The sequence below is a fragment of the Diaphorobacter caeni genome, assembly GCF_015354245.1.
Classification (GTDB): domain Bacteria; phylum Pseudomonadota; class Gammaproteobacteria; order Burkholderiales; family Burkholderiaceae_C; genus Diaphorobacter_A; species Diaphorobacter_A caeni.
Map to the genome: position 1 here is coordinate 244,355 of NZ_JADKYZ010000002.1, position 13,271 is coordinate 257,625.

Annotated in this window: 13 protein-coding genes; 7 read left to right on the plus strand and 6 right to left on the minus strand. The window is 62.3% G+C overall.

Annotated features, from left to right (window positions below):
* Window positions 1-63: 63 nt before the first annotated feature.
* The 5 genes from hemA (at window position 64) to ISG32_RS05025 (ending at window position 5,341) form a co-directional block, all read left to right on the plus strand.
* Window positions 64-1,353, plus strand: a complete 1,290-nt coding sequence (gene hemA, locus ISG32_RS05005) for a glutamyl-tRNA reductase (RefSeq protein ID WP_194769937.1) — start codon at window positions 64-66, stop codon at window positions 1,351-1,353.
* 117 nt (window positions 1,354-1,470) lie between these two features.
* Complete coding sequence (gene prfA / locus ISG32_RS05010; RefSeq protein WP_194769938.1) at window positions 1,471-2,553, plus strand: peptide chain release factor 1; 1,083 nt, start codon at window positions 1,471-1,473, stop codon at window positions 2,551-2,553.
* A gap of 11 nt (window positions 2,554-2,564) precedes the next feature.
* Complete coding sequence (gene prmC / locus ISG32_RS05015) at window positions 2,565-3,434, plus strand: peptide chain release factor N(5)-glutamine methyltransferase (protein ID WP_194769939.1); 870 nt, start codon at window positions 2,565-2,567, stop codon at window positions 3,432-3,434.
* 56 nt (window positions 3,435-3,490) lie between these two features.
* Window positions 3,491-3,820 carry a Grx4 family monothiol glutaredoxin gene (gene grxD / locus ISG32_RS05020; protein WP_166067180.1) on the plus strand — a complete coding sequence of 110 codons (330 nt, stop codon included), beginning with the start codon at window positions 3,491-3,493 and terminating at the stop codon, window positions 3,818-3,820.
* A 189-nt stretch (window positions 3,821-4,009) separates the two neighbouring features.
* The gene (locus ISG32_RS05025) at window positions 4,010-5,341 is read left to right on the plus strand and encodes a hemolysin family protein (RefSeq protein ID WP_194769940.1); all 1,332 of its coding nucleotides are present in this window, start codon (window positions 4,010-4,012) and stop codon (window positions 5,339-5,341) included.
* A gap of 12 nt (window positions 5,342-5,353) precedes the next feature.
* Here the strand turns inward: ISG32_RS05025 and ISG32_RS05030 are convergent, their stop codons facing one another.
* Both ISG32_RS05030 and ISG32_RS05035 read right to left on the minus strand, forming a co-directional pair.
* Complete coding sequence (locus ISG32_RS05030; protein WP_228529609.1) at window positions 5,354-5,968, minus strand: lytic transglycosylase domain-containing protein; 615 nt, start codon at window positions 5,966-5,968, stop codon at window positions 5,354-5,356.
* Window positions 5,969-6,033: 65 nt separating this feature from the next.
* Window positions 6,034-7,779 carry a proline--tRNA ligase gene (locus ISG32_RS05035; RefSeq protein WP_194769942.1) on the minus strand — a complete coding sequence of 582 codons (1,746 nt, stop codon included), beginning with the start codon at window positions 7,777-7,779 and terminating at the stop codon, window positions 6,034-6,036.
* A 90-nt stretch (window positions 7,780-7,869) separates the two neighbouring features.
* Between ISG32_RS05035 and ISG32_RS05040 the strand changes: the two genes are divergently transcribed.
* Entirely contained in the window at window positions 7,870-8,589 is a 720-nt protein-coding gene (locus ISG32_RS05040) for an RNA pyrophosphohydrolase (protein WP_194769943.1), read from the plus strand.
* 85 nt (window positions 8,590-8,674) lie between these two features.
* On the opposite strand, the gene proB is transcribed toward ISG32_RS05040, so the two are convergent.
* From proB to rplU, 4 genes are all read right to left on the minus strand, one after another.
* Complete coding sequence (gene proB, locus ISG32_RS05045; RefSeq protein WP_194769944.1) at window positions 8,675-9,814, minus strand: glutamate 5-kinase; 1,140 nt, start codon at window positions 9,812-9,814, stop codon at window positions 8,675-8,677.
* A 122-nt stretch (window positions 9,815-9,936) separates the two neighbouring features.
* Window positions 9,937-11,079, minus strand: coding sequence for an Obg family GTPase CgtA (cgtA, locus tag ISG32_RS05050; protein ID WP_194769945.1), 1,143 nt, complete (start codon window positions 11,077-11,079; stop codon window positions 9,937-9,939).
* A 350-nt stretch (window positions 11,080-11,429) separates the two neighbouring features.
* On the minus strand, window positions 11,430-11,687 hold the full coding sequence (gene rpmA / locus ISG32_RS05055; RefSeq protein WP_166307967.1) for a 50S ribosomal protein L27: 258 nt from the start codon (window positions 11,685-11,687) through the stop codon (window positions 11,430-11,432).
* A 14-nt stretch (window positions 11,688-11,701) separates the two neighbouring features.
* On the minus strand, window positions 11,702-12,013 hold the full coding sequence (gene rplU, locus ISG32_RS05060; RefSeq protein ID WP_166067187.1) for a 50S ribosomal protein L21: 312 nt from the start codon (window positions 12,011-12,013) through the stop codon (window positions 11,702-11,704).
* A gap of 322 nt (window positions 12,014-12,335) precedes the next feature.
* Between rplU and ISG32_RS05065 the strand changes: the two genes are divergently transcribed.
* Window positions 12,336-13,265 (plus strand): polyprenyl synthetase family protein, encoded by a 930-nt coding sequence (locus ISG32_RS05065; RefSeq protein ID WP_194770428.1) that lies wholly within the window; start codon window positions 12,336-12,338, stop codon window positions 13,263-13,265.
* The last annotated feature ends 6 nt before the right edge of the window (window positions 13,266-13,271 follow it).

Consider the following 13,271-nt stretch of genomic DNA (forward strand, 5'->3'; position numbering starts at 1 on the left):
TCAGATCAAGTCAGCCATTCACCGCATTCGACCTTGATCGCGTACAAATTTTATAATCGACCCATGGCAGTTTGGGCTTTAGGCATCAATCACACGACCGCGCCGCTTGACATGCGCGGTCGTTTTGCGTTCGCGATCGATCAGATCGCGCCGACGCTGATCGGCCTGCGCCAGGCCCTGACCAGCAATACCGTGCGCCACCCTGGGGTGGAGACGGCCATTCTGTCGACCTGCAACCGCACCGAAATCTACTGCGCAGCAGACGCGCCAGCGCTCGACCACACGCTCGACTGGCTGGCCCACTCCGGCGGCGTGAGCCCCACCCTGCTGCGCTCGCATTCCTACACGCTCGAGAATGATCTCGTCGCGCGCCACGCGTTCCGCGTCGCGAGCGGCCTTGATTCGATGGTGCTGGGCGAGGCGCAGATCCTCGGCCAGATGAAGAACGCCGTGCGCGCGGCCGAAACGGCGGGCGTGCTCGGCACGACGCTCAACCAGCTGTTCCAGCGCAGCTTCGCCGTCGCCAAGGAAGTGCGCAGCTCCACCGAGATCGGCGCGCACAGCATCAGCATGGCGGCCGCCGCCGTGCGCCTCGCCGGTCAGCTTTTTGAAGACCTCTCGCAGATCAAGGTGCTGTTCGTCGGCGCGGGCGAGATGATCGAGCTGGTCTCCACGCACTTCGCGGCAAGGCACCCCAAGCAGATCACGATCGCCAACCGCACGCTCGAGCGCGGCGAAAAGCTGGCCTCGCAGTTCGGCGCGAACACCATGCGCCTGTCCGACCTGCCCGAGCACCTGCACGAATATGACGCGGTGATCTCCTGCACGGCTTCGAGCCTGCCGATCATCGGCCTCGGAGCCGTCGAGAGCGCGCTCAAGAAGCGCAAGCGCCGTCCGATCTTCATGGTCGATCTGGCCGTGCCGCGCGACATCGAAGCCGAGGTCAAGGACCTGCGCGACGTCTATCTCTACACCGTGGACGATCTCGCCAACGTGGTGCGCACCGGCCAGGCCCAGCGCCAGGCCGCCGTGCAGCAGGCCGAAGTCATCATCGACCACGGCGTGCAGAGCTTCATGCACTGGCTCGACCAGCGCAAGCCGCAAGGCGGTGCCGTGCCGCTGATCCAGCAGATCAACGCGCAGACCGACGAATGGCGTGCCCACGAAATCGCGCGCGCCAAACGGCTCATCGCCAAGGGCGAGGACATCGACACCGTGCTCGAGGCCCTCTCGCGCGGCATCACGCAGAAGATGCTCCACGGCACCATGGCCGAGCTGCACAAGGGCGACGCCGAGCAGCGCGCCCAGACGGCCGACACCGTCCAGCGCCTGTTCCTGCGCAAAGAGCGTTAGCGTCCCCTCCTTTTCAGGCCAGCCCCATGCGCTGGCCTTTTCTCGCTGCGCGCGCCGCAGCCCGGCCACTCGACCATACCGTCGATGGTCATCCCCGAATTCCATTGCATCCCCACGATGAAATCCTTTCTCAGAATCCAGCTCGAGAAGTATGCGCAGCGCCTCGAAGAGCTCGACTTCCTGCTCTCGCGCGAGGACATCATGTCCGACATGAAGCAGTACCGCGCGATCTCCAAGGAGCACGCCGAGGTCACGCAGATCGCCGGTCGATACAGGCGCTACAACCAGATCGAATCCGATCTCGTCGGTGCGCGCGAGATGCTCGAAGACCCCGACATGGCCGAGATGGCGCAGGACGAGATCGCGAGCGGCGAGGCGGAGCTCGTGCAGCTGGAGGATGAACTGCAGCGCCTGCTGCTGCCCAAGGACCAGGACGACGCACGCAACGCCTTCATGGAAATCCGCGCGGGTACCGGCGGCGACGAATCCGCGCTGTTCGCGGGCGACCTGACCCGCATGTACACGCGCTATGCAGCCACCAAGGGCTGGAAGGTGGAAGTCATGTCCGCCAACGAAAGCGAGATCGGCGGCTACAAGGAAGTGGTGCTGCGCATCGAGGGCGACGATATCTACGGGCGCCTGCGCTTCGAGTCCGGCGGCCACCGCGTGCAGCGCGTGCCCGCCACCGAAACGCAGGGCCGCATTCACACCAGCGCCTGCACCGTTGCGGTGATGCCCGAGCCCGACGAGCATCAGGCCATCACGCTGAACCCGGCTGACCTGCGCATCGACACCTTCCGCGCATCCGGCGCGGGTGGCCAGCACATCAACAAGACCGACTCCGCCGTGCGCGTGGTCCACCTGCCCACCGGCATCGTCGCCGAATGCCAGGACGGCCGCAGCCAGCACAGCAACAAGGCCAAGGCGCTGCAGGTGCTGCAGGCGCGCATCCAGGAAAAGGAACGCAGCGAACGCGCCGCCAAGGAGGCCGCGCTGCGCAAGGGCCTGATCGGCTCGGGCGACCGCTCGGACCGCATCCGCACCTACAACTTCCCGCAGGGCCGCCTGACCGATCACCGCATCAACCTGACGCTCTACAAGCTGCTGGCCATCATGGAAGGCGACATGGACGAGGTGCTCGACGCGCTTGCCCACGCGCGCGAAGCCGAGCTGCTCGCCGAGCTGGAAGTCAACGCGTAAGCCCTTCAGCCATGCCTTTCACGCCAACCACCACCATCGCCCAACTGCTCGCGCAGGCCGCGCAGCAGGGAATGGCACGTGTCGACGCGCAGATGCTGATGCTGCACGCCGCCGGCCAGCCCACGCATGCGCGCGCCTGGCTGATCACGCACGACAGCGACGAATTGACCGATGCGCAACGGGCGCAATGGGATGAGCTTCGCCAACGCAGACTGCAGGGCGAGCCCGTCGCCTACCTCATTGGTCAGAAAGAATTCTTCGGCCTGACGCTGCACGTCGACGCGCGCGTGCTCGACCCGCGCCCGGACACTGAAACGCTGGTCGACTGGGCGCTCGAGCTGCTGCCCGGCGACGGCACGAATCTGCGCCTCGTCGATCTCGGCACCGGCAGCGGCGCCATCGCGCTCGCGCTGCAGCGCGAACGCCCCAAGGCCGAGATCTGGGCCGTGGATGCCAGCGCTGACGCGCTCGCGGTCGCCAGCGGCAACGCGGCACGGCTGAAGCTCCCGGTGAACTTTGCGCATGGCAGTTGGCTGTCCCCGTTGCAAGGCCCGTTCGACGCCATCGTCAGCAACCCGCCCTACATTCCATCGGCCGATCCGCATCTGGCCGATCTCACCCACGAGCCGCTCTCGGCACTGGCCAGCGGCGGCGATGGACTTGACGACATACGGCTGATCATCGAGCAGGCGCCCACGCATCTCAAGCCAGGCGGCTGGCTGTTGCTTGAGCACGGCTGGGATCAGTCCGAAGCCGTCCAGGCACTTTTAGCAGCCGGGGGTTTTGACGCCGTGCAAAGCCGCGCCGATCTGGCTGGCATTGCCCGCTGCACCGGGGGGAAAATCCCGCAAAGCCACCGTTCTGACCAGACAGTGGAATAATCGACGCAATCCGCCCTGAGACTTGATCAAGGGCATCCAGTTTTCAGGAGAATTTCATGAGCGACGTACAACAACGCATCGACCAACTCGTCAAGGGCAGCGATGTCCTGCTCTTCATGAAGGGCAACGCCAGCTTCCCCATGTGCGGTTTTTCGGGCCGCGCGATCCAGATCCTCAAGGCCTGCGGCGTGGACCCCAAGAACGTCACCACGGTGAACGTGCTTGAAGATCAGGAAATCCGCCAGGGCATCAAGGACTACAGCCAGTGGCCCACCATCCCCCAGCTGTACGTGAAGGGCGAATTCATCGGCGGCTCGGACATCATGATGGAAATGTACGAATCGGGCGAACTCCAGCAGGTGCTGGGCGGTGGCGCTGCCGCCTGAGTCGCGCTCAAGCCGATTCATTGCTGAAAAGCCGACTGATCCGTCAGTCGGCTTTTTTATTGGAGAGACGACAACCCGCGTGATTTCCGGATGATTTCCTGACATGGCGCCACCAAATCACGCGCGCCCGCTACACTGTTTGCATCGCCATTCGCGGCATGGACGCTCTCTGGTCCCGCCACCTCGTGCATGCAGCTTCCCGAAAGCATCTTCGTCATTCTCCTGCTGATCGCGCTCAGTGCTTTCTTTTCACTGGCCGAGCTCTCGCTTGCCGCGTCGCGGCGACTGCGTTTGCGGCAGCTGGCGGTCGATGGGGACATGCGCGCGGACCGGATTCTGAAGCTGCAGGAGGCGCCGGGAGACTACTTCACCGTTGTCCAGGTGGGCCAGAACGCCGTCGCCATTCTGGGCGGCATCGTCGGCGAAGGTGCGCTCACCCCGACCCTGAGCCGTCTGTTCGCACTCTGGACGTCGAGCTCGAATGCGCAGACGCTGGGCTTTGTCTGCTCGTTCCTCGTCATCACCTCGCTGTTCATTCTGTTTGCCGACCTGTTTCCCAAGCGCCTGGGCATGGCGGAGCCCGAACGCTGGGCCGTGCGGGTGCTGGTGCCGATGCTCTGGTGCATGCGTCTGTTCAAGCCGGTGGTGTGGCTGTATGCGAAAACCGCCGACCTCATTTTCAAGCTGCTCGGAATCGACACGGTCCGCGATGAGCGCATCACCTCCGACGACATCCTCGCGATGACCGAGGCCGGCGCACGTGCCGGTCTGCTCGCGGCCAGCGAACAGCAGGTGATCGCCAACGTGTTCGAGCTCGACTCGCGCACGGTGGCCTCCGCGATGACGCAGCGTGACCGCATCGCCTTCTTCCTGCAGGACGACCCGGACACCGTGGTCCGCGCGCGCATCGCGGAAGAGCCGTTTTCGACCTATCCCGTCTGCGATGGCGACATCGACCATGTCATCGGCTATGTCGATGCCAAGGACCTGTTCCAGCGCGTGCTCAACAACCAGACGCTGTCGCTCAAGGACGATCAGCTGGTGCACAAGGTGCTGATCGTTCCCGACCGGCTGACGCTGGCCGAGGTGCTGGACCAGTTCAGACAGGTGCACGAAGACTTCGCGGTGATCGTCAACGAATACAGCCTCGTGGTCGGCGTGGTGACGCTCAACGACGTGATGAGCACGGTGATGGGCGATCTCGTGGGGCCGGACGACGAAGAGCAGATCGTGCGACGCGACGAGAACTCGTGGCTGATCGACGGCGTGACGCCCATCGAGGATGTGCTGCGCGCGCTCGATCTGGACGAACTGCCGCACGACGAGGAATACGAAACGCTGGCCGGCTTCCTGATGGTCATGCTGCGCCGCGTGCCGCGCCGCACGGACAGCGTGAACTTCGGCGGCTACAAGTTCGAGGTGCTCGACGTGGACAGTTACCGCATCGATCAGGTGATGGTGTCGCGGCTCAAGGATGCGGGCGGAGGAACGCCCTCACCCGCCGCTCCGTCGGAAACGTGAACTGCCCAGCGGTCAGGCTGACGTGACCTTCTCGTTGAAAAGCCAGTTCCGCTGCGCGCTGTAGACGGCGTTCGGATAGGGATTGCGGCCACGGCTGCCGTTGTAGCGGCCGAGCGCCATGAAGGTGTCACCCTTTTCGCGGTCCAGATAGTGGCGCAGGATCACGCAGCCAAAGCGCAGATTGGTCTGCATCTGGAACAGCTTGCCCGCATCGCCGTCGCCGATCACGCGCGTCCAGAACGGCATGACCTGCATGTAGCCGCGCGCGCCCACCGACGAGACGGCGAACTTGCGGAAGGCGCTCTCGACCTGGATCAGGCCCATGACGAGCGAGGTGTCGAGCCCCGCGCGCTTGGATTCATACCAGACGGTCTGCAGAAAATCGCGGCGCACTTCCCACTCGGGCTTGCGCTTGCGCAGCTTGTCGCTCATCGTTCCAAGCCAGCGCAGATACATGATGCGCGCCTCGGTCGTCGCGAACAGGGGCTCGGGCGGCCCCTGGTTGGCGACGGCGGAGCTGAGGGCGGTGCGCACCGAGTCCATCAGCGGCTCTTCGAGCTGGCCACCCGCGTGCGCCATTTGCGGCGCACCCAGCATTCCCAGCGGAGCCGTAGACAGGGACAGCATGAGCGAACGGCGCGAAACGCCCTCCTCCCGCTGCTTTCCTCCCTCAGTGAGACTTTCCTTCAAGCTCATACCTTCAATCGTTCCTTCACATGCGCGAACACGTCGCCCACAGCCACCTTGGTGGCGGCGGCATCACGTCGGCCCTGGTACTCCAGCTGGCCTTCCTTCAAACCGCGGTCCGAGATCACCACACGGTGCGGCACACCGATCAGTTCCCAGTCCGCAAACATCGCACCGGGGCGCTCGCCTCGGTCGTCCAGCAGAACGTCAACGCCCGCCGCCTGGAATTCGGCATACAGTCTCTCGGCCGCGGCCTTCACTTCTTCGCTGCGGTCCATGCCGATCGGGCAGATCACCACGGTGAACGGCGCAATCGCGTCGGGCCAGATGATGCCGCGCTCGTCATGGTTCTGCTCGATGGCGGCGGCCGGCAGACGCGTCACGCCGATGCCGTAGCAGCCCATCTCGAAGAAGGCGGGCTTTCCGTCCTCAGCAAGGAAGGTCGCGTTCATGGCCTTGCTGTACTTGGTGCCGAGGTAGAACACATGGCCCACTTCGATACCGCGCTCGATGGCAAGTTCACCCTTTCCGTCGGGAGACTTGTCGCCCGCAACCACGTTGCGGATGTCCGCCACCAGATCCGGCTCCGGCAGGTCACGCCCCCAGTTCACGCCGGTGATGTGGTGGTCGATCTGGTTCGCACCGCAAATCCAGTCAGCCATCAAAGCCACGTCACGGTCTGCAACGACCTTCACGGGCTTCTTCATGTTCAGCGGGCCCAGATAGCCGGGCTTGCAGCCGAAGTGGTCCTCGATCTCGGACAGCGTGGCGAAGCGGAAGTTCGCTTCCAGACCAGGCACCTTGCTGACCTTGATCTCGTTCATGTCATGGTCGCCGCGCAGAAGCAGCAGCCAAACCTGACTTTTCACAACTTCGCCTTGATCATTGACTTCATCTGTCGCCAAAACCAAAGACTTGACAGTTGTTGACAAATCAACGCCCAGCAATTCGGCAACTTCACCACAGGTCGCTTTGCCCGGCGTGGGCGTCAGCGTCTGAGGCTTGCTGGCTGCGGGACGCGGACCCGTGGGCGCGAGGGCCTCGGCCTTTTCCATGTTGGCCGCGTATTCGCTGTTCGGGCAGTAGACGATGGCGTCTTCGCCGGTCGAGGCGATCACCTGGAACTCTTCGCTCAGATCACCGCCAATGGCGCCCGAATCTGCAGCAACGGCACGGTAACGGAGGCCAAAACGGTCAAAAATGCGGCGATATGCTGTCGCCATGACCTGATAGCTCGCCTTGGCTGCCGTCTGGTCACGGTCAAAGCTGTAGGCGTCCTTCATGATGAACTCGCGACCACGCATCAGGCCGAAGCGCGGACGGCGCTCGTCGCGGAACTTGGTCTGGATCTGGTAGAGGTTCTTGGGCAGCTGCTTGTAGCTGCGGAACTCCTGACGCGCGATGTCGGTGACGACTTCTTCGCTGGTCGGCTGGATCACGAAATCACGCTCATGGCGATCCTTGATGCGCAGCAGTTCGGGCCCCATCTTCTCGAAGCGGCCGGTTTCCTGCCAGAGCTCGGCCGGCTGAACCACCGGCATGGTGCATTCGACGGCACCGGCGCGGTTCATTTCTTCGCGCACGATGGCCTCGACCTTGCGCACCACGCGCAGGCCCATGGGCATGTAGTTGTAGATGCCCGCGCCCAGCTTTTTGATCATGCCCGCACGTGTCATGAGCTTATGGCTCACGACTTCAGCGTCTGCTGGGGCTTCTTTCAGAGTGGAAATAAGGAATTGGGAAGCTTTCATCTATCGATCTCAGGCCACTGAGGTTAGCCCGCTTGCCGCATGCGGGGTACCGTGCATAATGGTCACAGTTTTTGAATTTGGGGTTAGATTATGCTCGACCGGGACGGATTTCGCCCGAACGTCGGCATCATCCTGCTCAACCAGAGGAACCAGGTATTCTGGGGAAAAAGGATCCGGACACACAGTTGGCAGTTCCCTCAAGGTGGCATTGATCGCGGGGAATCCCCCGAGCAAGCCATGTTCCGGGAACTTCACGAGGAAGTCGGGCTTCTGCCCGATCATGTCAGGATCATTGCCCGTACGCGGGACTGGTTGCGCTACGAGGTGCCTGACCGGTATATCCGCCGCGATGCGCGCGGACATTACAAGGGCCAGAAGCAGATCTGGTATCTCCTGCAATTGATGGGGCACGACTGGGATTTGAACCTGCGCGCCACCAATCATCCAGAGTTCGACGCCTGGCGTTGGAACGATTATTGGGTTCCGCTCGATGTGGTGGTGGAGTTCAAGCGGGGCGTCTATGAAATGGCGCTCACCGAACTGGCCCGCTTTCTGCCGCGCCACGAGCAGCGCAATCGCTATCTGCGAAGCGGCATGCGTTCGCGGGACGGCCAACCGGTTCCCGACGTGGTTCAGCCAACGGCTACGCGCTTCAACTCGATGATGCTCAAGCCCGGCATGGAACTGCCACCGGGCGCCAGCTTTGATCCGAACCCGCAAAGCCGGGTTCTGACGCCGAACGACGGCGAACTGCTCGCCCAACCGGCGCAGTTGATGAGCCCCGCCAAGCCGCTGCAGCACGACGAATAGTCGCTTGCCGAAGCAAGGCGAAGCACGCATCGGCGAAACAGCCCCGGAAACCCCGAGTTTCCGGGCGCCTCCCAGAGCCATCATGTCAGTGATGCGCGAGCACCAGATTGTCGCGGTGCACCATTTCAGGCTCGGCGGTGTAGCCAAGCAAATGTTCAAATTCCGATGACGGCTTGCGGCACAGCAGACGCGCCTCGGCACTGGCGTAGTTGGCAAGGCCGCGCGCGATTTCCTCGCCGCTTTCGTTCTTGATGCCGATGACGTCACCACGCACGAAGTCGCCTTCCACCGCAATCATGCCGATCGGCAGCAGGCTCTTGCCGCTGCCGATGAGCTTGGCGGCCGCACCCGCATCCACGGTCACCGCGCCACGCATCTGCAGGTGGTCCGCCATCCATTGCTTGCGCGCCTGGGTCTTCTGCGTCTGCGCGACCAGCAGCGTGCCGATGGACTCGCCTTTTGCCAAGCGGATCAGCACATCCTTTTCGCGCCCCCAGGCGATCACGGTGGACGCACCCGAACCGGCAGCGCGCTTGGCCGCCAGAATCTTGGTGATCATGCCGCCCTTGCCGATGCTGGAGCCAGCCCCACCCGCCATGATTTCCAGAGCCGGGTCGCCCGCGTCCGCCACATCCACAAACTTCGCGCTCGGGTCACGGCGCGGGTCGGCGGTGTAGAGGCCCTTCTGGTCGGTGAGAATCACCAGCGCGTCGGCCTCCACGAGGTTGGCGACCAGCGCTCCCAGCGTATCGTTGTCGCCGAACTTGATTTCATCGGTCACGACGGTGTCGTTCTCGTTGATGACCGGCACCACCCCCAGACGCAGCAGCGTCAGCAGCGTGATGCGCGCATTCAGATAGCGCTCGCGATCGGCCAGATCGGCATGGGTGAGCAGCACCTGCGCATTGCGCATGCCCTGCTCGCGCAGCTTGGTCTCGTACATCTGCGCCAGACCCATCTGCCCCACGGCAGCCGCCGCCTGCAGTTCGTGGATCTCGCTGGGCCTGGTGGTCCATCCCAGGCGCTTCATGCCTTCGGCAATCGCACCGCTCGAGACCATGATGACCTCGCGGCGCACGCCGCCATCGCCATGAACCAGCGCCGCCAGTTGGCGACTCCATTCGCCGATGGCGACTTCATCCAGCCCCTTGCCCTCGTTGGTCACGAGACTGGAGCCGACCTTCACCACGATGCGACGCGCATCGCTCAAAACATTGGAGACCATTTTTTGTGTGTAGTTGGCATGGGAGCCCGGACCACGGCACGACGCACTGGCCACGGGCGAAAGCCATTATGAAACGTCAGACGGCTTTCATGGAGATGACGGCTGTGCTTTTGAACGCTCGATCAGGAACGCTCGTCATCTCCGGAGGCGAAACGGGGATCAAAGCGAGGGTCGAAGCGTGGATCATCATGCGCATCCACCTCGTCCTTCGAGAGGAAGCGCGGATCCACCTCCTCCGGCGTGTTCTGTGCCAACTGCTCGGCGTGCACATGCTGGAAGATCGTCTTGATCAGCGGCTCGCAACCTTCACGCGTGAGCGCGGAAATCTCGAACACCGGCCCCTTCCATTTGAAGCGCTTGATGAAGTCCTTGACCAGCTTGGCACGGTCCGCTTCGGGCACCATGTCCAGCTTGTTGAGAACCAGCCAGCGCGGCTTGTCATAGAGTTCCGCGCCGTACTTGCGCAGCTCCTCGACGATGGCCTTGGCCTGCTCGACCGGATCGACGTTGTCGTCAAACGGCGCCACATCCACGATATGCAGCAGCAGACGCGTGCGCTGCAGATGGCGCAGAAACTGGTGACCAAGACCCGCACCTTCCGAGGCACCCTCGATGAGACCCGGAATGTCGGCGATCACGAAGCTCTGCTCGGGACCCACGCGCACCACGCCCAGATTCGGGTGCAGTGTCGTGAACGGATAGTCCGCGATCTTGGGGCGCGCATTCGACACCGCCGCAATGAATGTCGACTTGCCCGCATTCGGCATACCCAGCAGACCGACGTCAGCCAGCACCTTGAGTTCCAGCTTCAGATTGCGACGATCCCCGGGGAAGCCCGGTGTCTTCTGGCGCGGCGCACGGTTGATCGCGCTCTTGAAGCGCAGATTGCCAAACCCGCCATCGCCGCCCTTGGCGATGGTGATGGTTTCACCCGGATTGAGCAACTCGAAAAGCACCTCACCCGTCTCGGCGTCAGTGATGATCGTGCCCACCGGCATGCGCAGCGTGACATCCTTGCCCGCCGAGCCAAACATGTCGGACCCCTTGCCATGCTCCCCGCGCTGCGCCTCATGGCGACGCGAAAAACGATAGTCCACCAAGGTATTGAGATTCGGATCGGCCACGGCGAACACATGGCCACCACGACCACCGTCCCCCCCATCCGGCCCACCGAATTCCTTGTACTTCTCGTGGCGGAACGACACGCAGCCATTGCCCCCGTCCCCAGCGGCAATGTCAATATAGGCTTCGTCGACGAACTTCATGATGCAGGAGTTTACAAAATCGCCCGTTCCGCACTCGAAGGAAAGGACTTGAGCCCTGAAATCAACTTCAGGGCAAACGCGGCAAAAACACCGCACGACGGCGCCGGAAGCGCAACGCACCTTCGATCACCCAGCCACAATGCCAAGATGGCCCGTCCGGCTGGGCGTCGAAGCCGCAGACAGTACTCTCGTACGACAAGGCTTCGCAACAACGCATGAAGGGCAATATTGACACCCCCAAACGATCCACCAATCGAAGCCGGAAGGCTTCGTACAAAACGAGAAAAACAAAAGCCAAAAACAACAAAGCCCCGATGGATCGGGGCTTGGCTGTGTGTTCAGCGAACAGCTTAGACCGGAGTGATGCTCACGGTGTGCTTGTTCATCGCACCCTTGTGGCCGAAGGTCACGTGACCATCCACCAGTGCGAACAAGGTGTGATCCTTGCCCTGACCCACGTTCACGCCAGCGTGAATGCGTGTGCCGCGTTGACGAACGATGATCGAGCCAGCGCTGATCAGTTCACCACCGTAAGCCTTGACACCCAGCATTTTTGGCTTGGAGTCACGACCGTTTCGCGTAGAGCCGCCGCCTTTTTTCTGTGCCATGAGATATTACCCCCTTAAGCAGCAATCGCGCCGATCAGCAGTTCGGTGAACTGTTGACGGTGACCTTGAGACTTTGCGTAGTGCTTGCGACGACGCAGCTTGAAGATGCGCACTTTGTCGTGCTTGCCGTGAGCAACGACCGTTGCCTTCACAGATGCGCCGGACACCAGGGGTGCACCAACCTTGAGTTCAGCGCCGTTGCCGACTGCCAGAACCTGGTCGATCACAATCTCCTGGCCTACGTCCGCAGCAATCTGTTCTACTTTGATTTTTTCGCCAGCAGCAACGCGATATTGCTTGCCACCGGTTTTTATGACCGCGTACATGTAAACCTCTTTTGAAATGAGCTCCGCGAACGAACTTTCACGGAACCCAAGAGTATACCCCAGTCAGAAAACCATTGGCAAGCCCCGCCCCCGATGCCCCGAAAGGCAGCACGCAAGCCTATGGCAAAGTGAGCCACTCAATCGCCTCAAAGCCCGCCACAGCGCACAATCCACCGGCTTTCATATCCAACTTAACCCATGCCTCAACAGGAAGGCGATCCGTCCTTCCTATAATTTGAGGCTTTGACAACACTCTGACTGCATCACCTTGGCCGCCAACAACAACAGCACCAGCGCCACACTCGCATTGATCGCCGACGACATGCGCGAAGTGGACAAAGTCATCGCCGCACGCCTCAGCTCCTCGGTGCCGCTGGTGAGCCAGGTCGCACAGTACATCATCTCGGCCGGCGGCAAGCGCCTGCGCCCCGCCCTTCTGCTGCTGATGTCCGGCGCGCTCGGCTACAAGGACGCACAGCGCTTCAATCTGGCGGCCGTGGTGGAGTTCATCCACACCGCGACCCTGCTGCACGACGACGTGGTCGACGAATCCACCCTGCGCCGCGGACGCCCCACCGCCAACGAGAACTTCGGCAACCCCGCAAGCGTGCTCGTGGGCGACTTCCTGTATTCACGCGCCTTCCAGATGATGGTGGATACAAACAACATGCGCGTCATGCACATTCTTGCCGAAGCGACGAACATCATCGCCGAGGGTGAAGTGCAGCAGCTCATGAACACGCATGACGCATCGCTCTCGGAAGCCGCTTACCTGAACGTGATCCGCTCCAAGACCGCCAAGCTGTTCGAAGCCAGCGCACGCCTTGCCCCCGTACTCGCAGGCAGTTCCGCCGACATCGAGAAAGCCTGCGCCGACTACGGCCAGGCGCTCGGAACAGCGTTTCAGGTGATCGACGACGTTCTGGACTATGACGGCGACGCCGCCGAGATGGGCAAGAATCTCGGAGACGATCTGCGCGAAGGCAAGGTCACCCTTCCCCTCATCATCGCCATGCAACGCGGCAACGAAGAGCAATGCGCACTGATCAGAAATGCCATTGAAGTGGGCGAAACCGACAACCTGCCCGCCGTGATTTCCATCGTCAAATCCACCGGCGCGCTTGACGCCACACGCGACGCGGCAGCAACCCAAGCCCGACTCGCCATTGATGCCATTGCAGGCTTCCCGACCAATGCCTACACGGATGGACTGCTACAATTGGCGGCTTCGCTGCTTGATCGGCGCATCTGAAATCAA

What these genes read in the sequence shown, in the direction of transcription:
- hemA (WP_194769937.1), top strand. Translation starts at nt 64, where the DNA reads ATGGCAGTTTGGGCTTTAGGCATCAATCACACGACCGCGCCGCTTGAC.
- prfA (WP_194769938.1), top strand. Translation starts at nt 1,471, where the DNA reads ATGAAATCCTTTCTCAGAATCCAGCTCGAGAAGTATGCGCAGCGCCTC.
- prmC (WP_194769939.1), top strand. Translation starts at nt 2,565, where the DNA reads ATGCCTTTCACGCCAACCACCACCATCGCCCAACTGCTCGCGCAGGCC.
- grxD (WP_166067180.1), top strand. Translation starts at nt 3,491, where the DNA reads ATGAGCGACGTACAACAACGCATCGACCAACTCGTCAAGGGCAGCGAT.
- ISG32_RS05025 (WP_194769940.1), top strand. Translation starts at nt 4,010, where the DNA reads ATGCAGCTTCCCGAAAGCATCTTCGTCATTCTCCTGCTGATCGCGCTC.
- ISG32_RS05030 (WP_228529609.1), bottom strand. Translation starts at nt 5,968, where the DNA reads ATGCTGTCCCTGTCTACGGCTCCGCTGGGAATGCTGGGTGCGCCGCAA.
- ISG32_RS05035 (WP_194769942.1), bottom strand. Translation starts at nt 7,779, where the DNA reads ATGAAAGCTTCCCAATTCCTTATTTCCACTCTGAAAGAAGCCCCAGCA.
- ISG32_RS05040 (WP_194769943.1), top strand. Translation starts at nt 7,870, where the DNA reads ATGCTCGACCGGGACGGATTTCGCCCGAACGTCGGCATCATCCTGCTC.
- proB (WP_194769944.1), bottom strand. Translation starts at nt 9,814, where the DNA reads ATGGTCTCCAATGTTTTGAGCGATGCGCGTCGCATCGTGGTGAAGGTC.
- cgtA (WP_194769945.1), bottom strand. Translation starts at nt 11,079, where the DNA reads ATGAAGTTCGTCGACGAAGCCTATATTGACATTGCCGCTGGGGACGGG.
- rpmA (WP_166307967.1), bottom strand. Translation starts at nt 11,687, where the DNA reads ATGGCACAGAAAAAAGGCGGCGGCTCTACGCGAAACGGTCGTGACTCC.
- rplU (WP_166067187.1), bottom strand. Translation starts at nt 12,013, where the DNA reads ATGTACGCGGTCATAAAAACCGGTGGCAAGCAATATCGCGTTGCTGCT.
- ISG32_RS05065 (WP_194770428.1), top strand. Translation starts at nt 12,336, where the DNA reads ATGCGCGAAGTGGACAAAGTCATCGCCGCACGCCTCAGCTCCTCGGTG.